We start from the raw sequence: 17,836 nt of genomic DNA, 5'->3' as shown, positions 1-17,836 counted from the left end.
CCTACCGGTTGGTCGGCCCCGCACTCGATGACGAGGGGAGCGTGTCAGGTGACGCCTGCGGTTCGCATCGGCAACTGCTCGGGCTTTTACGGCGACCGGATCGCGGCCATGCGGGAAATGCTCACCGGCGGCGACCTGGACTATCTCACCGGTGACTACCTCGCCGAACTGACTATGTTGATCCTCGCGCGCGACCGCGCCAAGTCGCCCGACCGTGGCTACGCCAAGACCTTTCTCGTCCAGCTCGAGGAATGCCTGGGCACCGCGTTGGACCGCGGGGTCCGCATCGTCGCCAACGCCGGAGGGCTCAATCCCGCCGGGTTGGCGGCCGCGGTGCGGACCCTGGCCGACCGGCTCGGGTTGAGCGTGACGGTCGCCCACGTCGAAGGCGACGACCTCCTCCCTCGTGCCGAGGAGCTGGGATTCGGCACGCCCCTGGCGGCCAATGCCTACCTCGGCGCCTGGGGCATCGTCGACTGCCTGAATGCGGGTGCCGATGTCGTCGTCACCGGCCGAGTCACCGATGCGTCGGTCGTCGTCGGGCCTGCGGCCGCGCACCACGGATGGGGTCGGACTGACTACGACCGGCTTGCGGGCGCGATCGCCGCCGGCCACGTCATCGAATGCGGCGCGCAAGCCACCGGCGGCAACTACTCCTTCTTCACCGAGATCCCCGACCTCATTCATGCTGGCTTCCCGCTCACCGAGGTCCATTCCGACGGCTCGTCGGTGATCACCAAACATCCCGGCACGGGTGGCGCAATCACGGTGAACACCGTCACCGCACAACTGCTCTACGAGATCACCGGCGGCCGATATGCCAATCCTGACGCGACGCTGCGGGTCGACACCATCGAGCTGTCCGACGACGGGCCCGATCGCGTGCGCATCAGCGGAGTGAAGGGCGAACCGCCGCCGCCGACGATGAAGGTGTCACTCAACGCCGTCGGCGGATTCCGCAACGAGATGACATTGGTGCTCACCGGGTTGGACATCGAGGCCAAGGCCGCGCTGGTGCGCAAACAGCTCGAGGACACGCTGACGGTCAAACCGGCCGAGATGCAGTGGACGCTGGCACGCACCGACCACGAGGACGCCGACACCGAGGAAGCGGCCAGCGCGCTGCTGCGCTGTGTGGTGCGCGACCCCGATCCCGCCAATGTCGGACGCAAATTCTCCTCGGCGGCAGTCGAACTCGCGTTGGCCAGCTATCCGGGCTTCACCAGCACCACGCCACCCGGCGACGGTCAGCTGTACGGCGTGTTCGAACCCGCCTTCGTGCCTGCCACCGCCGTCACCCATGTCGCGGTGCACGCCGACAGCACCCGTACCGAGATTCCGCCAGCCGCCGACACCCTGGAACTGGCCGACGTACCGACGCCCGCGCTGCCGGAGCCGATTGTCGGTGGCGCAACACGACGCGTGCCGCTGGGAGTGATCGCGGGGGCACGCAGCGGCGACAAAGGGGGCAACGCCAACGTCGGAGTGTGGGTACGCCGCGACGACCACTGGCGTTGGCTGGCGCACACCCTGACCGTCGACAAGCTCCGCGAGTTGCTGCCTGAGACTACCGATCTGAAGGTGACGCGGCACGTGCTGCCGAACCTACGGGCCGTGAACTTCGTGATCGAGGGCATCCTCGGCCGGGGGGTGGCCTATCAGGCCCGCTTCGACCCGCAGGCCAAGGGGCTGGGTGAATGGCTGCGCAGCCGGTTGATCGAGATACCCGAGGAGCTGCTTCGTTGAGCATCTGGTACACCCCGGAACGGGAACAACTCCGAAAGACGGTGCGGGCGTTCGTAGAACGCGAGGTGCTGCCCAACGTCGAGGAGTGGGAGCGCCGCGGCGAACTGCCGCGCGAGCTGCACCGCAAGGCCGGTGACGCGGGCCTGCTCGGCGCGGCGTATCCCGAGGCGGTCGGTGGCGGTGGTGGCGACGGCGCCGACGCGGTGGTCATCTGCGAAGAGATGCACTACGCCGGGTCCCCCGGCGGTGTGTACGCGTCATTGTTCACCTGCGGGATCTCCGTGCCGCACATGATCGCTTCGGGCGACCAGCGGCTGATCGACACGTATGTGCGCCCGACGTTGGCGGGCGATCTCATCGGCAGCCTGGCCATCACCGAGCCCGGCGGCGGCTCGGATGTCGGGCACCTGACCACGCGCGCCGTGCGGGACGGCAACGAGTACATCATCAACGGCGCCAAGACCTACATCACCTCGGGCGTGCGCGCCGACTACGTGGTGACCGCGGCGCGCACCGGTGGGCCGGGGGCGGCCGGCGTATCCCTGATCGTCGTCGACAAAGACGGACCGGGTTTTGCGGTCAGCCGCAAGCTGGACAAGATGGGCTGGCGGTCGTCGGACACCGCCGAACTGTCGTACACCGACGTGCGCGTGCCCGTCGCCAACCTGATCGGCCCGGAGCACTCCGGGTTCCGGCAGATCGCTGCGGCGTTCGTGTCCGAACGGGTCGGCCTCGCGACACAGGCCTACGCCAGCGCGCAGCGCTGCCTCGATCTCACCGTCGAGTGGTGCCGCAACCGGGAAACGTTTGGCAGACCGTTGATCTCGCGACAGTCGGTCCAGAACACGCTGTCGGAGATGGCACGGCGTATCGATGTGGCCCGGGTGTACACCCGTCATGTCGTCGAACGGCAGCTGGCCGGCGAAGTCAACCTGATCGCCGAGGTGTGCTTTGCCAAGAACACCGCCGTCGAGGCGGGCGAGTGGGTGGCCAATCAGGCGGTGCAGTTGTTCGGTGGGCTGGGGTATATGGCCGAATCCGAAGTCGAAAGGCAGTATCGCGATATGCGCATCCTCGGCATCGGCGGCGGTACGACGGAGATCCTCACCAGCCTCGCCGCCAAAACCCTTGGGTTTCAGTCATGACCGCGCTGAAGTCCACCATCGATCCGCGATCGGCGGCATTCACCGAGGCCGCCGAGGTGATGGCGGCCAAACTGGCTGAACTCGACGCCGAACATGCCAAGGCGCTCGCGGGTGGCGGTGAGAAGTACGTGCGGCGCCACCACGAGCGCGGCAAGATGACGGCGCGTGAGCGCATCGAGCTGCTGCTCGATCCTGATTCGCCGTTTTTGGAACTCAGTCCGCTGGCCGCCTGGGGCAGCGATTTCACCGTGGGCGCCAGCTTGGTGACCGGCATCGGCGCGGTCGAGGGCGTGGAGTGCATGCTGGTGGCCCACGACCCGACCGTCAAGGGCGGTACCAGCAACCCGTGGACCTTGAAGAAGGTGTTGCGGGCCAACCAGATCGCGTTGGAGAACCGCCTGCCGGTCATCTCGCTGGTGGAGTCCGGCGGCGCCGACCTGCCCACCCAGAAGGAGATCTTCATCCCCGGCGGGCAGATGTTCCGCGATCTGACCCGGCTGTCGGCAGCCGGAATCCCCACCATTGCACTGGTTTTCGGAAACTCGACCGCCGGTGGTGCCTACATCCCCGGCATGTCGGATCACGTGGTGATGATCAAAGAGCGATCCAAGGTGTTTCTTGCCGGGCCACCGCTGGTGAAGATGGCCACCGGTGAGGAATCAGACGACGAGTCGCTCGGCGGCGCCGAGATGCACGCCCGCACGTCGGGGCTCGGCGACTATTTCGCCGTCGACGAACTCGACGCGATCCGGATCGGGCGTCGCATCGTGTCCCGACTGAACTGGCGCAAGCAGGGGCCGCAGCCGCGGCCGGTGACCGAGCCGCTGTTCGATCCCGACGAGCTGCTCGGCATCGTGCCCGCCGATCTGCGCATCCCGTTCGATCCGCGCGAGGTCATCGCCCGCGTCGTCGACGGCTCGGACTTCGACGAGTTCAAGCCGCTGTACGGCTCATCGCTGGTGACGGGCTGGGCCACGCTGTACGGCTATCCGATCGGCATTTTGGCCAACCATCGTGGCGTGCTGTTCAGTGAGGAGTCGCAGAAGGCCACCCAGTTCATCCAGTTGGCCAACCGCGCCGACACGCCACTGTTGTTCCTGCACAACACGACCGGCTACATGGTGGGTCGCAAGTACGAGGAAGGCGGGATGATCAAGCACGGCTCGATGATGATCAACGCGGTCTCCAATTCCACCGTGCCGCACATCTCCCTGCTGATCGGCGCCTCCTACGGCGCGGGCCACTACGGCATGTGCGGGCGCGCCTACGACCCGCGTTTCCTGTTCGCCTGGCCCAGCGCGAAATCCGCCGTGATGGGCGGCACTCAGCTGGCCGGCGTGCTGTCGATCGTCAGCCGAGCCGCCGCCGAGGCGCGCGGCCAGCAGGTCGACGAGGACGCCGACGCGGCGCTGCGGGCAGCGGTGGAGGCGCAGATCGAGGCGGAGTCGCTGCCGATGTTTCTGTCCGGTCGCCTCTACGACGACGGTGTGATCGACCCGCGCGACACCCGCACCGTGCTGGGTATGTGCCTGTCGGCGATCGCCAACGGACCGATCGAGGGGACGTCGAACTTCGGCGTCTTCCGGATGTGATTGCGATTTGTGTGCATTCAGGAGCGGTGAGCGCGCCGAAACGCACACAAATCGCAGAGGAGGCGACATGATCACTCGAGTGCTGGTGGCCAACCGCGGCGAAATCGCGCGCCGGGTGTTCGCCACCTGCCGGCGACTGGGCATCAGCACCGTGGCCGTCTACACCGATCCCGACGCAGCATCGCCTCATGTCGGCGAGGCCGACGCCCGGGTGCGACTGGAGGGCACCCGCGGTTACCTCGACGCGGCACAGCTGATCGCCGCGGCACGCGCGGCCGGCGCGGACGCGATCCATCCCGGATACGGATTCCTCTCGGAGAACGCCGATTTCGCCGCAGCGGTCGGCGATGCCGGGCTGACGTGGATCGGGCCGCCGGTGGCCGCGGTGGCAGCGATGGGCTCCAAGATCGAGGCGAAGAAACTGATGGCCGCCGCGGGCGTACCGGTGCTCACCGAACTCGACCCTGAGACAGTGACCGCCGACCAGTTGCCGGTGCTGATCAAGGCCTCGGCGGGTGGCGGCGGCCGCGGTATGCGGGTGGTCGACGAATTGTCCGCGCTGGCCGGGCAAGTGGAGGCCGCGCGCCGCGAAGCGCAGTCGGCGTTCGGCGACCCGACGGTGTTCTGCGAGCGCTACCTGGCCACCGGCCACCACGTCGAGGTCCAGGTGATGGCCGACCAACACGGCACGGTATGGGCGGTCGGTGAACGCGAATGCTCGATTCAGCGTCGTCACCAGAAGATCATCGAAGAGGCGCCCTCGCCATTGGTCGAGCGCATACCGGGAATGCGCGCCAAGCTGTTCGACGCCGCCCGCCTGGCTGCGGAGGCGATCGGCTACAGTGGCGCGGGGACCGTCGAGTTCATGGCCGACGATGACGGAGAGTTCTTCTTCCTCGAGATGAACACCCGACTGCAGGTCGAACACCCCGTCACCGAAGCCACCACCGGACTGGACCTCGTCGAGTTGCAGCTGCACGTCGCCGACGGCGGACGCCTGGACGGCGAGCCACCGGCGTCACGCGGATCCTCAATCGAGGCAAGGGTTTACGCCGAAGACCCGGCGAAGGGCTGGCAGCCGCAGGCGGGCGCGGTGCACCGCTTCGACGTACCCGCCGCCACCGAGTTCGATCCCGACGTGCGCGGCGTGCGCGTCGACACCGGCGTCGTGGACGGTTCGCAGGTCTCGATCTTCTACGACCCGATGCTGGCCAAGGTGATCTCGTGGGCGCCGACACGACGCCAGGCCGCGGGTGTGCTGGCCGACGCGCTGACCCGCGCCCGCATCCACGGTGTGCGGACCAACCGCGACCTGTTGGTCAACGTGTTACGACACCCGGCGTTCCTCGACGGCGCCACTGACACCGCTTTCTTCGACACCCACGGCCTGGACCGACTGGCCGCACCCCTCGGTGACGACCGTGCCGTCGAGCTGTCCGCGGTCGCAGCCGCATTGGCCGACGCCGCGCAGAACCGCGCCAGCGCAACGGTATTCGCCGCTGCGCCCAGCGGCTGGCGCAACCTGGCCTCGGGGTACCAGACCAAGCCCTACGTCGACGACGCCGGTGCCGAGCATGTGGTCCGCTACCGGTACATCCGCACCGGTCTGGAACTTCCCGACCACGACGACATCACCCTCGTCACCGCCGCGGCCGACCGGGCCGTGCTGTCGATCGGCGGCGTGGAACGCCCCTTCGACATCGCTCGCTACGGAACCGACGTGTTCGTCGACTCCCCTTTGGGCCCCGTACATTTGGTGGCGCTGCCACGCTTCGGCGATCCCGACGCCGCCGTCGCACAAGGCTCGCTGCTGGCCCCGATGCCGGGTTCCGTGCTGCGCATCGGCGCCAAGGTCAACGATCCTGTCACCGCCGGGCAACCCCTGGTGTGGCTGGAGGCGATGAAGATGGAGCACACCATCGTCGCTCCCGCCGACGGCGTGCTTGCCGAACTCAATGTCGAAGTCGGCCAGCAGGTCGACGTCGGCTTCCCACTGGCCCGAGTACTTGGAGGAGAGCAATGAGCTTCGTCGAGACCGAAGAGCAGCGGGAGCTGCGCAAGGCCGTCGCCGCGATGGCCGCCAACTACGGCCAGGACTACTACCTGGAGAAGGCGCGGTCCGGCCAGCACACCGACGAGTTATGGAGTGAGGCAGGCAAACTCGGGTTCATCGGCGTCAACCTGCCCGAGGAGTACGGCGGCGGCGGCGCGGGCATGTACGAGCTGTCGCTCGTGATGGAGGAGATGGCCGCGGCCGGATGCGCGCTGCTGCTGATGGTGGTCTCCCCCGCCATCAACGGCACGATCATCTCCAAGTTCGGCACCGAGGAACAGAAGAAGCGCTGGATCCCCGGCATCGCCGACGGGTCGATCACCATGGCGTTCGCAATCACCGAACCCGACGCCGGGTCCAACAGCCACCGCATCACGACCACCGCTCGGCGCGACGGCAGCGATTGGATCCTGTCGGGCCAGAAGGTGTTCATCTCCGGTATCGACCAGTCGCAGGCCGTCCTCGTGGTGGGTCGCACCGAAGACCACAAAACCGGCAACCTGAAACCCGCGCTGTTCATCGTGCCTACCGATACGCCCGGGCTGAGCTGGACCAAGATCGAGATGGAACTCATCAGCCCCGAAAGCCAGTTCCAGGTGTTTCTCGACGAGGTGCGCCTGCCCGCCGACGCGTTGGTGGGCTCCGAGGACGCAGCGATCGCACAGTTGTTCGCGGGCCTGAACCCGGAGCGCATCATGGGTGCGGCCAGCGCGGTGGGGATGGGCCGGTTCGCGATCAACAAGGCCGTCGACTACGTCAAGACCCGGCAGGTGTGGAAGACGCCGATCGGCGCGCACCAGGGGTTGTCACATCCGTTGGCGCAGAACCACATCGAGATCGAGTTGGCCAAGTTGATGATGCAGAAGGCCGCCACTCTCTACGATCTCGGCGACGATGCCGGCGCCGCCGAAGCCGCGAACATGGCCAAATACGCTGCGGGTGAGGCGTCGGTACGGGCCGTCGACCAGGCGGTCCAGAGCCTCGGCGGTAACGGACTGACCAAGGAGTACGGCATCGCTGCGGCAGTGACCGCGTCGAAGCTCGCACGCATCGCACCGGTCAGCCGGGAGATGGTGCTCAATTTCGTCGCGCAGACCTCACTCGGTCTGCCACGGTCGTACTGATGAGCACACTCGTCCGTTACTCCGCCGAAGCCGGCGTCGCCCGGCTGACGTTGGATTCGCCCGGCAACCGCAACGCGCTGTCGACCGAGTTGGTGAACCAGCTGCATCAAGGGCTGACCGCCGCCACCGAAGAGACGGGAGTGCGGGCGGTGGTGCTCGGCCATACGGGCGGAACCTTCTGCGCGGGAGCAGATCTCGCTGAGGCTGCGGGTCGGGATCCCAGCGACGTGGCCGTCGACCGAGCCCGTGAGATGACCCGCTTGCTCCGTCGCATCCTCGAGCTGCCGTTGCCGGTGATCGGGGCCATCGACGGGAACGTGCGCGCAGGTGGCCTCGGCATCGTCGGCGCCTGCGACATCGTCGTGGCCGGGCCGGCGAGCACGTTCGCGCTGACCGAGGCGCGCATCGGCGTTGCGCCGTCGATCATTTCGCTGACGCTGCTGCCCAAGATGACGGCGCGTGCCGCGGGCCGGTACTTCCTGACCGGCGAGAAGTTCGGCGCCGCCGAGGCCGCGGAGGTCGGCTTGGTCACCGTCGCCGCCGACGACGTCGACGCCACGGTCAAGAGCCTGACGACCGCGATCGGCAAGGCGTCGCCGCAGGGACTCGCGGCCTCGAAGGCACTCACCACCGCCCCACTGCTTGCCGCGTTCGACCGGGACGCCGATGCGCTGACGCGGCAGTCGGCCGAGTTGTTCGTGTCCGAGGAGGCACGAGAGGGCATGTTGGCGTTCCTGCAGAAGCGGCCACCGAGCTGGGCGATCGCCGAGGAGTAGCGCCGTGCGTGTCCTGGTCACCGGAGCAACCGGCACGTTGGGCCGCCGGGTGGTGCCCGCCGCATTGGCCGCCGGTCATCAGGTCTACGGGCTGAGCCGCAGGGACCGGACCGACGACACTGCAGTGCAGTGGCGGCGCGGCGATCTGCTCGCAGGCGCGGGGGCGCAGCGGGCAGGCGTCGCGCACCTCGTGCACGTGTCGATCGTCGGGATCGACCGCATCCCGTTGCCCTACTACCAGACGAAGCTCCGCGTCGAAGAAGTGCTGAGGGACTGCGGCGTGGGTCACACCGTGCTGCGCGCCACCCAGTTCCACGAGCTGATCGAAACCATCTTCTCGATTCAGCGGTACTCGCCGGTGCTGTGGGCCGTGCGCGATATCCGCTTCCAACCGATCGACACCCGCGACGTCGCCAACCGGCTCGTAGAGCTCATCGACTCCGAGCCCATGGGCCGTGTCCCGGACATCGGCGGCCCCACGGTCCACACCCACGCGGAGCTGGCGCGGATGTACCTCAAGGCACGCGGCAGCCGCCGGAAAGTGGTGTCGGTGCCGGTGCCCGGACGTATTGCGGCCGGCTACCGCGCGGGTGCGAACCTGGCACCCGAGAACCCGGTCGGCACCATCGGGTTTGCCGAATACCTGTCGGCGAGACAATAAAGTTTGTTCAGCTAGCTGATTCGCCGGCAACGATGACATCGCACTTTGGGCAACGGCCTTGCATGTGCCAGCGTTCGTCGTAGGCTCGTCAGTGATGAGCGTTTTGGCAAAGAACAGTTGGCCGGGATGAGCACTCCAGCGTCGCGGAACGGCTCGATGCGCGCTGCAGATACTGATCGGATCCAGATGGCGCAGTTGCTCAGTGATGCCGCGGCTCAGGGCCGATTGCCGCTGAGCGAGTACGAAGCGCGCCTGACGAAGGCATACGCCGCCCAGACGTACGACGAGCTCGACCGGCTCTCCGCCGACCTGCCCGGGGCGTTCACCCGCGGCCCGAGCGGCGGCCCCGTCCGGCCCGCGCCGTCGACCCTGCTGCTGGCGATCATGAGCGGCTTCGAGCGCCGCGGCCGCTGGAACGTCCCCAAACGGATGACCACGTTTGCTCTGTTCGGCGGCGGAGTGCTGGATTTGCGCTATGCGGACTTCACGGCGCCGGAAGTCGAGATCCATTCGTACTCGATCTTCGGCGGTCAGACGATCCTGGTGCCGCCCGAGGTGAACGTGGACCTGCGCGGCATCGGGGTGATGGGCACCTTCGACCAGACCGTCAGCGGTGAAGGCACGCCCGGCGCACCGTGCGTGCGAATCCGCGGGTTCTCGCTGTGGGGCAGCGTCGGCGTCAAGCGCAAGCCGCGCAAAACCAGTAATTAGGCCCCGAAGACGAAGCTGCCTGCCGGGCTGAGCACGAAGCCGGTTTGGTCGATGCTGTTCGTGCACATCGTCGCCACACCGTCGGTACCGCAGCTGACGGTGCGAAACGACAGCCGTGTGTTCGGCGGCAGCGGCTTGGCCCCGTCGCTCACGCCGTACAGCGGGCGAGCCGAGTTCGCGAAGCCGGGCCCACCGACGGGGCCCGCGCTGACCAGGTTGGCTCCGCCCGGCGCCGCGGGCAGCGGCCCACTGCAGCCATAGCCACCCGTCTGGCGGTCCAGCACGCACGTCAAGCCACTGGGGGCGCTGAAGGCGTACCAGGCGCCGTCATTCACCGAATAGTCCGACGGCTTCACCGGTGCGAAGGCGTCGACGTTCGGCGGGCCGGGCGCCGGCTCAGGATCAGCAAGGGCGGTCGCCGGGACACCGATTATCGCGACGAATCCAGCCATCCCGAGGCCCGTCAGAAATCTGCTCAGCACGCCGAAACCATACCGGGCAAGACCGGGGTCCGCAGAGGTTGCCTGGACACCCCAAAAGTGCAGGTAGAAGGCCTAGCGGCGTCGACGCGAACGTAAATAATCGCCGACGACGGCGGCGCCCAAACCGTCGAGATCGGGCACCACGACGCGCCCCTCCACGCGACGCGCGACCTGATCGATGAACTTCGCGAGCCCAGGATCGTTGCCCAGCCGGAAGATCGTCACCTGCGCACCCAATCCCGCCATGTCGTCGAAGCCCTTGACGGTGTGAGCGATGGTCCGCGGATGCGGCGGGTAGTCGAAGAACACCGACGTTCCGTCGCCGCCCTCACCGTATGACTCCAGGTGCGCGGTCGGTTCACCGTCGGTCACCACGAGCACCACCGGTTGCGCATTGGGATGGCGGCGCAGATGCCTGCCCGCCAGTGCCAGCGCGTGATGCAGGTTGGTGCCCTGCTCGTAGACGCCCTCCAGCCCGGTCAGTTCGGCGGTCGTCACGGTGCGGGCATAGCGGCCGAAAGCGATGATCTGCAACGCATCCGAGCGGAACCGGGTGCTGATGAGGTGGCTCAAGGCCAGCGCCGTGCGCTTCATCGGCAGCCAGCGATTCTCCATCACCATCGAGAACGAGGTGTCCACCAGCAGCGCCACCGCCGCCTGCGTACGGGTCTCCGTCTCAGAGATCTCGACGTCGTCGACGGTGATCTTCAACGGCATGTCGACGCCACCGCCGCCGGCCTGGCGCAGCACCGAGTTCGTCAGGGTGCGGGTGACATTCCACGGTTCGGTGTCGCCGAACGCCCATGGCCGCGTCGCGCCGGTCAGCTCACCTGCAGCCCCTGCGCGACGGGTATCGCGTTCGCCGTGTCGCCCTGAAAGCTGTTGCGCCACATCCCTAAGCGCGGCCTGACCGAGCTGGCGCATCGCCTTCGGCGACAATCGCCACTGTCCGTCCGACCCGCGGTCCAGGAAGCCCTGGTCCATCAGCGCTCGTTCCAGTTCGGCCAGGGTCTTGGCATCGACTGCGGCGTCATCGCCGAGCTGCCGGGCGAGCATGTCGAGGTCGACGTCCTCCATCGTGGCGCCGGCATAGCTCTGCGAGAGCGCCTCGGCGAGCTCTTCGAGTTCGGCGATGTCGGCCATCGCCTGGGTGCCCTCACCCATGCCCATTGGGTTGTCGCCGGAGAACCGTGACGAGCCTTCCCAGTCCTCCCCTGGCCGTGCCGCCTGCAGATGACCGTCGAGCCGGTTGAGCGCATTCATCAACGAAGGCGAACCGAATGCCTGCTGCGCCAACGCATCCAGCTCGGCGCGCTGATCGGCAGACAAGCTGTTGCGGAAACGCTGCGCGGCGGCGGCCCGCTTGGCCAGGGAGTCCAGCAACTCCTCGACATTGCGCGGATTCTCCGGAAAGAACTCGCCGTGCTTGTCCATGAAGTTCTGGAAATCCTCGGGCGTATCGGTGCCCTGGGCGTGTTTGTCCAGCAGGTCGTTGAGGTCATCCAGCATGTCGTTGACCCGCTGGCGATCCTCGTCGGTGGCGTTCTCAAGGGCCTGCTTCATACCGGCGAATCGCTGGTCGAGCATTTCGCGACCGAGGAGATCCTTGATCTGCTCGTACTTTTCGCGCGCCTCGGCACTTCGCCAGTCGTAGTCGGAGAGCTCTTGCACGGCCTTCGCGGGCGACGGCGGCAACGACTCGATCCGCATCTCGTTGAACCGCGCATCGTCGTCGAGCGCCCGCGCCAGTTCCTTACGCTCGGCCAGCACCGCCTCGTCGAGCAGCTTCTTGATCTCCTGTAGGGTGCCGTCGAGATTATTGCGCTGTAACAGTTCCCGGCGGCGACGGTTGGCCTCGGCGGCGAGCTTGTCCGCGCCACGCATATTCTGCGTGCCGCGCCGCAACAACTCCGACAGTGCGCGACGGGGCGAGCTGCCCTCCATCACGTCCTGGCCGATCTGCTCGAGCGCCTCGCGCAGATCGATCGGCGGAGCCAGGGGGTCGGGGCCGCCGGTGTATCGCGAATACCGCGAAGTGCGTTTAGCCATAAACGGTTTCGCCCTCTGAGGACACCTTGTCGATGCGTTTGGCCAAATACAGCGCCTCGAGCGCCAGCTCGACGGCGGCCGCACGCTGACCGTCGCTGGTCGCCCCGAGCCGTTTCTGGATCTCCGCGATCGCCGGGACCTCCGGCACCGCGGCGAGCACCTCGCGGGAGGACACCCGCTCGCCGGTGGTGACCGCGGAACCGTTCTCGATCGCGACGACCAGCGGACCGACGTCGATGCCGCCGAGCAGTCGCTGCGCGGTGTCGGCGGTGGCACGGCGCAGGAGGTGTTCGAGCACGGCCTGCTCGCGGCCCTCCTCGCCGGATTCGAACTCCAATTTGCCGCGCAGCACGTCGATCACGGTCGACAGGTCGACCACTCGGGCCACCGGATCCTCTTCGCCGAGCAGGGCCGCGCGGTGCCGGGCCGAAGCCGCGACGGTCTCGGCCGCCGCAATCGCGAAGCGCGCCGAGACACCGGAACGCTGGTCGATCGAGCGCGACTCGCGCAGGTAGCGCGCGAACCGGGCGAGCACGTGCAGCAGGTACTCGGGAACCTCGGCGGCCAGATGCGCCTCCTGACGGATGACGCCTACCTCGGCCTCGAGTTCGTACGGGTAGTGCGTGCGGATCTCAGCGCCGAAGCGGTCCTTGAGCGGTGTGATGATGCGCCCGCGGTTGGTGTAGTCCTCGGGGTTGGCGCTGGCGACGACGATCACGTCCAGCGGCAGCCGCAGCGTGTAGCCGCGCACCTGGATGTCGCGCTCCTCCATCACGTTCAGCATCGACACCTGGATGCGCTCGGCTAGGTCGGGCAGCTCGTTGATCGCGACGATGCCGCGGTGCGCGCGCGGGATCAGACCGTAGGCGATGGTCTCGGGGTCACCGAGGCTGCGGCCCTCGGCCACCTTGATGGGGTCGATGTCGCCGACGAGGTCGGCCACGCTGGTGTCGGGGGTCGCCAGCTTCTCGGTGTAGCGCTCGCTGCGGTGCCGCCACTCGACGGGCAGGTCGTCCCCGGAGTCCGCGGCCCGCCGGATCGACTCGGGCGTGATCGGCGAGTACGGGTGCTCGTTCAGTTCCGCACCCGCGATGACGGGAGTCCACTCGTCGAGCAGACCGGTCAGCGCCCGCAGCAGCCGCGTCTTGCCCTGTCCGCGTTCGCCGAGGAGCACCACGTCGTGCCCGGCGATCAGGGCTCGTTCCAGCTGCGGGATCACGGTGTCCTCGAAGCCCAGGATGCCTGGCCATGCGTCTCGCCCCTCGGCTAGCGCAGCCAGCAGGTTCTCTCGGATCTCGGCTTTGACGCCCCGTTCGACGTGACCGGAGGCGCGCAGCTCTCCGACGGTGCGGGGCAGGTCGTTCGGTGAAGTCACCACTCCACGCTACGACGTGTGCCGCGCATGCGCGTGTCCCCCGGTCGACACAACCGCTCAATCCCTGCATAAAAGGCGAGGCAACGGGCACTCTTCGGTGAGCAATCAGATAGGGAGCATCGGAATGCCAAATCCGTCTATCAAGAACGAAAAGCTGTACGAGGACCTGCGCGAGGAGGGCAACTCGAAGCAGAAGTCCGCCAGGATCGCCAATGCCGCCGCTGCTCGCGGGACCTCGGCCGTGGGCCGCAAGGGCGGGAAGTCCGGTTCCTACGACGACTGGACGGTTCCGGAGCTGAAGAAGCGGGCCAAGGAGATCGGCATCTCCGGCTACTCGGCTCTCACCAAGTCGAAGCTGATCGACAAGATCCGCAACTCCTAGCGCGAAACGTCAGTGCGCGAAGTGGCGGGCGCCGGTCAGGTACAGCGTGATGCCCGCATTGGCGGCCGCCGCCGTGACTTCTTCGTCACGCACCGACCCGCCCGGGTGCACGATCGCCTTCACGCCGGCCTCCGTCAGCACCTCGAGCCCGTCGGGGAACGGGAAGAAGGCGTCGGATGCGGCGACGGCGCCGCGGACGCGGTCGCCGGCGCGCTGCACGGCGAGCTTGGCGGCGTCCACCCGATTGACCTGTCCCATGCCGACCCCGACGGTCGCGCCGTCGGCGGCGACCACGATCGCGTTGGATTTCACCGCGCGGCACGTCCGCCACGCGAACTTGAGGTCGGCGAGCGTCGCCGGGTCCGCGGGTGAGCCGGTGGCCAGCGTCCAGTTGTCGGCATCGTCGCCGGGCGCGGTGAACTCGTCGCGCTGCTGAATCAGCAGCCCACCGCTGATCTGACGGAACTCGGTGCCACCGGTCTGCGGCTCGGACGCCAACAAGACGCGGATGTTCTTCTTGCGCGCAAGGACTTCCACCGCACCCGGTTCGTATGCGGGCGCGATGATCACCTCGGTGAAGATGTCGGCGACCGTCTCGGCCATCTCGACGGTCACTTCGGTGTTGGCCGCGATCACCCCGCCGAACGCGGACAGCGGATCGCATTCGTGGGCCTTGCGGTGGGCGTCGGCCACCGACACCGACGAGATCGCGATCCCGCACGGATTGGCGTGCTTGATGATCGCCACGCAGATCTCTTCGTGGTCGAATGCGGCCCGCCATGCGGCGTCGGCATCGGTGTAGTTGTTGTAGGACATCTCTTTTCCGTGCAGCTGCTGGGCCTGCGCGAGTCCCGGCCAGTCCACGTCGTTGCGATACAACGCCGCCTGCTGATGTGGATTCTCGCCGTACCGCAGCACGGCTTCACGACGCCATGTCGCGCCCGCCCAAACGGGCAACGACGCTGGAGCCGAATCGCCTTCGGACACCAGCACAGACGACATCCAACCCGCCACCGCGACGTCGTACTCAGCGGTATGCCGGAATGCCAAGGCCGCCAGCTTCTTCCGCTCCTCGAGCGTGAACCCGCCGGCCCGCACCGCGGCGAGCACACCGTCGTAACCCAGCGGATCGACGACCACCGCGACGCTCGGATGATTCTTGGCGGCCGCACGCACCATCGATGGACCGCCGATGTCGATCTGTTCGACGCATTCGTCCTCACCGGCGCCGGAATCGACGGTCTGACTGAACGGGTAGAGGTTGACGACCACCAATTCGAATGGTGCGACACCGAGTTCGGCGAGCGCCGCCACGTGGGCGGGCTTGCGCTGATCGGCGAGCAACCCCGCGTGCACATGCGGATGCAGCGTCTTGACCCTGCCGTCGAGCACCTCGGGGAACCCGGTGACCTGTTCGACGGAGGTGACCGGAACCCCAGCGTCGGCAATGGTTTTCGCGGTCGAACCGGTCGAGACTAGTTCGACGCCCGCCTCGTGCAGACCGCGCGCGAGGTCGGCGAGACCGGTCTTGTCGTACACGCTGATCAATGCGCGCCGAATAGCCCTACGGTCAGTCATCCTATTTTCGCCTTTCGTCCGGTCCAGGTCACACCGCGGGTCGCCACCGCGGCCAGCACATCCACGAGCAGTCGCCGTTCGACGACCTTGATCCGCTCGTGCAGGGCGGCTTCGTCGTCATCGTCGAGTACGGGCACGGCTTCCTGGGCCAGCAACGGGCCGGTGTCGGTTCCGGCATCGACGAGGTGCACGCTGCAGCCCGTCACCTTGACGCCGTACTCGAGCGCATCGGGAACCGCGTGCGCGCCCGGGAAGGCGGGCAACAGCGCGGGATGAGTGTTGATGATCCTGCCCATGAAGCGGGAAAGAAAATGGGGGCCAAGTATTTTCATGAACCCGGCGGACACGATCAGGTCGGGCTCGTGGGCTGCGGTGGCCTCGGTGATGGCGACGTCCCACGCGTCGCGGTCGGCATGGTCGCGCAGCCGAACGGCATAGCTCGGCACGGATGCCTCCGCGGCGATGCGGACGGCCGGGCAGTCGCGGTCGACGCCGACCGCGACGATGCTGGCCGGGTAGTCGCCGCTGGTGGCATCGAGAAGTGATCGCAACAGCGAACCGGTGCCAGATGCCAGCACGACAACCCGTGCAGGCACCTTCGGGGGCACATGAACCGGTTGCTGCACGCCTGGCAGCCTAGTCATCGCCGTCAGGTGCGCGACCTGTGGTCGGGTCCGGATCGCCGTCGTTGTCCGCGACGAAGTGCTCCTCGGGGTCCTCGAAGGGGTCCGCCGACGGGTCTGCAATTGGGTCCGCCGGGGTGTCGGTGAAGACGCCCGGCGGCTCGGCGGGGGCAGGCGGGAGGTCGAGGTCTGCGGCCTCGGGCTCCTCGAACTCCTCGGCCTCCTCGATCTCCGGCTCGACGTCCGGCCCCTCGGCCACCAGCTCGGCGGCCACCGGCTCCTGGTCCTCCCGCGGCTCAGGCTCGTCTGCGTCCGGCTCCGACTCGGGCTCTGGCTCGGGGTCCGGAGCCGGTTTGGGCGCCTTGACCCGCCGCGCGATACCGCCGGTCATCGCCACGGTCAACGCTCCGATCCCGGCAAACCAGAGGAAGACGGCCGGCCCGAACGTCGCCTGGTCGACACCGACCGGCCCGAAGTTACCCAGCCGACCGCCCCCGGCGTAGCCGAGCAGCGCCATGACCAGTGCGGCGAGCGCGGCGGCGACGAGGAGCTTGCCGATGGCCGGTACCAGCGGCAGCGGTTTGCGCGCCGACTGTTGGCCCAATGCCACACCGGAGGCCGCCGCGACGATGAGCAGCGCCACCCACACTGGGCCCAGCGGTGGCGTAGGAACGGCCGCCAGCACCGGCAGCGCCGGGATGTCCCCGCCGAACACGGTGAACGCACTGAATGTCGCCAGCCCGATGTGCGCACTGGACCCGACGGCGACCGCGGCTGCGCCGACGAGCACGTTGGGGATGTACAGCGCCGCCAACAGCGTCAGGCTGAACTGCCCGAACACCGAGTTGGTGACGCCGTAGAGATCGTCCATCGTCGCCCAGTGCACGATCAGCGACCCCGCCACCACGACGCCGGACAGCCCGACCAGCGCCAGCACGCCGGCGGCAGCCGCACGAAACGCGTCGGGCAGCCAGTCGGGCAGTGGCGAGTCCGCAAGCACTCGTCGGCCGATCCTCGATCCGACCCCGATCACCGCGCCGACCGCGTGCACCGCCAGCACGCAGCCGAATGCGCGCAGCGCGTCGGGAGTCTGGAGCTTGGTGAGCACGGACGCGGCGTCGTGGATGACGGCCAGCGAGATCGCGGCGATCAGCAGCGGGCCGCCCAAGGCGGATGCGACGACCCAGCGCGTGACGAACCAGGAGCCTTGCGGCGACGTGGCCCCCGCTGTGGAGCGTGCGGTGCCCCACACCATCGCGAGCATGGGCAGCAGCGGCATCACGCCGAGCTCACTGCCGCCGATCGAGATCGGCACCAGGTGCACGCCCAACCACATGCTCGCGATCGCACCCAGCGCGCCGGTCATGTCGCTGTTGGCGATCAGCAGCTGCAGCAACACCACCGCCGCGATGATGCCCAGTGCCACGACGGACGGCCCGAACGCGACCCGAAGCAGCTCACGCGCCTGACGTGTGCCGACTGGCCGGTTTTCCACTAAGGCCGCTCCTCGCGCAAGCTCACGCGCGCGCGAAGTTGACG

The 17,836-nt window shown here is 67.7% G+C and carries 15 protein-coding genes; 9 read left to right on the top strand and 6 right to left on the bottom strand.

All coding sequences use genetic code 11. From position 1 onward, the window contains the following. Positions 1 to 48 precede the first annotated feature (48 nt). The 8 genes from H7J93_RS15915 to H7J93_RS15880 all read left to right on the top strand — a co-directional run bounded on the left by H7J93_RS15915 (position 49) and on the right by H7J93_RS15880 (position 9,808). Complete coding sequence (locus H7J93_RS15915; RefSeq protein WP_267307268.1) at positions 49 to 1,746, top strand: acyclic terpene utilization AtuA family protein; 1,698 nt, start codon at positions 49 to 51, stop codon at positions 1,744 to 1,746. Continuing rightward, positions 1,743 to 2,891 carry an acyl-CoA dehydrogenase family protein gene (locus H7J93_RS15910; protein WP_267307267.1) on the top strand — a complete coding sequence of 383 codons (1,149 nt, stop codon included), beginning with the start codon at positions 1,743 to 1,745 and terminating at the stop codon, positions 2,889 to 2,891. Before H7J93_RS15915 ends, H7J93_RS15910 begins: the two co-directional genes overlap by 4 nt. After that, the gene (locus H7J93_RS15905) at positions 2,888 to 4,483 is read left to right on the top strand and encodes an acyl-CoA carboxylase subunit beta (protein ID WP_267307266.1); all 1,596 of its coding nucleotides are present in this window, start codon (positions 2,888 to 2,890) and stop codon (positions 4,481 to 4,483) included. The genes H7J93_RS15910 and H7J93_RS15905 overlap by 4 nt, the downstream gene beginning before the upstream one ends. Before the next feature lie 67 nt (positions 4,484 to 4,550). Continuing rightward, positions 4,551 to 6,506 (top strand): acetyl/propionyl/methylcrotonyl-CoA carboxylase subunit alpha, encoded by a 1,956-nt coding sequence (locus H7J93_RS15900; protein WP_267307265.1) that lies wholly within the window; start codon positions 4,551 to 4,553, stop codon positions 6,504 to 6,506. Next, positions 6,503 to 7,660: an acyl-CoA dehydrogenase family protein gene (locus H7J93_RS15895; protein WP_267307264.1), complete on the top strand. Its 1,158-nt coding sequence runs from the start codon at positions 6,503 to 6,505 to the stop codon at positions 7,658 to 7,660. Before H7J93_RS15900 ends, H7J93_RS15895 begins: the two co-directional genes overlap by 4 nt. Continuing rightward, on the top strand, positions 7,660 to 8,436 hold the full coding sequence (locus tag H7J93_RS15890) for an enoyl-CoA hydratase family protein (RefSeq protein WP_267307263.1): 777 nt from the start codon (positions 7,660 to 7,662) through the stop codon (positions 8,434 to 8,436). Before H7J93_RS15895 ends, H7J93_RS15890 begins: the two co-directional genes overlap by 1 nt. Before the next feature lie 4 nt (positions 8,437 to 8,440). Continuing rightward, entirely contained in the window at positions 8,441 to 9,097 is a 657-nt protein-coding gene (locus H7J93_RS15885; RefSeq protein WP_267307262.1) for an SDR family oxidoreductase, read from the top strand. A gap of 126 nt (positions 9,098 to 9,223) precedes the next feature. Then, positions 9,224 to 9,808 carry a DUF1707 SHOCT-like domain-containing protein gene (locus H7J93_RS15880; RefSeq protein ID WP_267307261.1) on the top strand — a complete coding sequence of 195 codons (585 nt, stop codon included), beginning with the start codon at positions 9,224 to 9,226 and terminating at the stop codon, positions 9,806 to 9,808. Here the strand turns inward: H7J93_RS15880 and H7J93_RS15875 are convergent. The 3 genes from H7J93_RS15875 to H7J93_RS15865 all read right to left on the bottom strand — a co-directional run bounded on the left by H7J93_RS15875 (position 9,805) and on the right by H7J93_RS15865 (position 13,714). Next, positions 9,805 to 10,290 (bottom strand): hypothetical protein, encoded by a 486-nt coding sequence (locus H7J93_RS15875; protein ID WP_267307260.1) that lies wholly within the window; start codon positions 10,288 to 10,290, stop codon positions 9,805 to 9,807. The two genes, H7J93_RS15880 and H7J93_RS15875, sit on opposite strands and share 4 nt — an antisense overlap. Positions 10,291 to 10,362: 72 nt before the next feature. Next, positions 10,363 to 12,339 carry a vWA domain-containing protein gene (locus tag H7J93_RS15870; RefSeq protein ID WP_267307259.1) on the bottom strand — a complete coding sequence of 659 codons (1,977 nt, stop codon included), beginning with the start codon at positions 12,337 to 12,339 and terminating at the stop codon, positions 10,363 to 10,365. Further along, positions 12,332 to 13,714, bottom strand: coding sequence for a sigma 54-interacting transcriptional regulator (locus H7J93_RS15865; protein ID WP_267307258.1), 1,383 nt, complete (start codon positions 13,712 to 13,714; stop codon positions 12,332 to 12,334). Before H7J93_RS15865 ends, H7J93_RS15870 begins: the two co-directional genes overlap by 8 nt. Positions 13,715 to 13,838: 124 nt before the next feature. Here H7J93_RS15865 and H7J93_RS15860 point away from each other — a divergent pair, with 124 nt between their 5' ends. After that, a complete protein-coding gene (locus H7J93_RS15860) occupies positions 13,839 to 14,096 on the top strand; it encodes a DUF7218 family protein (RefSeq protein WP_006245455.1) in 258 nt (85 codons plus the stop codon). Between the two features lie 9 nt (positions 14,097 to 14,105). Here H7J93_RS15860 and purH read toward each other — a convergent pair whose 3' ends face one another. The 3 genes from purH to H7J93_RS15845 are packed head-to-tail and all read right to left on the bottom strand — an operon-like array spanning position 14,106 to position 17,792. Continuing rightward, a complete protein-coding gene (gene purH, locus H7J93_RS15855) occupies positions 14,106 to 15,674 on the bottom strand; it encodes a bifunctional phosphoribosylaminoimidazolecarboxamide formyltransferase/IMP cyclohydrolase (protein WP_267307257.1) in 1,569 nt (522 codons plus the stop codon). After that, the gene (gene purN, locus H7J93_RS15850; protein ID WP_267307256.1) at positions 15,671 to 16,300 is read right to left on the bottom strand and encodes a phosphoribosylglycinamide formyltransferase; all 630 of its coding nucleotides are present in this window, start codon (positions 16,298 to 16,300) and stop codon (positions 15,671 to 15,673) included. The genes purH and purN overlap by 4 nt, the downstream gene beginning before the upstream one ends. A gap of 10 nt (positions 16,301 to 16,310) precedes the next feature. Then, the gene (locus H7J93_RS15845) at positions 16,311 to 17,792 is read right to left on the bottom strand and encodes a cell division protein PerM (protein ID WP_267307255.1); all 1,482 of its coding nucleotides are present in this window, start codon (positions 17,790 to 17,792) and stop codon (positions 16,311 to 16,313) included. Positions 17,793 to 17,836 lie beyond the last annotated feature (44 nt).

It is taken from the genome of Mycobacterium barrassiae (genome assembly GCF_025822765.1).
Classification (GTDB): Bacteria; Actinomycetota; Actinomycetes; order Mycobacteriales; family Mycobacteriaceae; genus Mycobacterium; species Mycobacterium barrassiae.
Note: the sequence above shows the minus strand (reverse complement) of the source record. Positions and strands in the feature narration are given on the sequence as shown.

Coding starts and splice junctions, on each gene's coding strand:
- purH (WP_267307257.1), bottom strand. CDS start 15,674: ATGACTGACCGTAGGGCTATTCGGCGCGCATTGATCAGCGTGTACGAC.
- H7J93_RS15860 (WP_006245455.1), top strand. CDS start 13,839: ATGCCAAATCCGTCTATCAAGAACGAAAAGCTGTACGAGGACCTGCGC.
- H7J93_RS15890 (WP_267307263.1), top strand. CDS start 7,660: ATGAGCACACTCGTCCGTTACTCCGCCGAAGCCGGCGTCGCCCGGCTG.
- H7J93_RS15895 (WP_267307264.1), top strand. CDS start 6,503: ATGAGCTTCGTCGAGACCGAAGAGCAGCGGGAGCTGCGCAAGGCCGTC.
- H7J93_RS15880 (WP_267307261.1), top strand. CDS start 9,224: ATGAGCACTCCAGCGTCGCGGAACGGCTCGATGCGCGCTGCAGATACT.
- H7J93_RS15905 (WP_267307266.1), top strand. CDS start 2,888: ATGACCGCGCTGAAGTCCACCATCGATCCGCGATCGGCGGCATTCACC.
- H7J93_RS15900 (WP_267307265.1), top strand. CDS start 4,551: ATGATCACTCGAGTGCTGGTGGCCAACCGCGGCGAAATCGCGCGCCGG.
- H7J93_RS15870 (WP_267307259.1), bottom strand. CDS start 12,339: ATGGCTAAACGCACTTCGCGGTATTCGCGATACACCGGCGGCCCCGAC.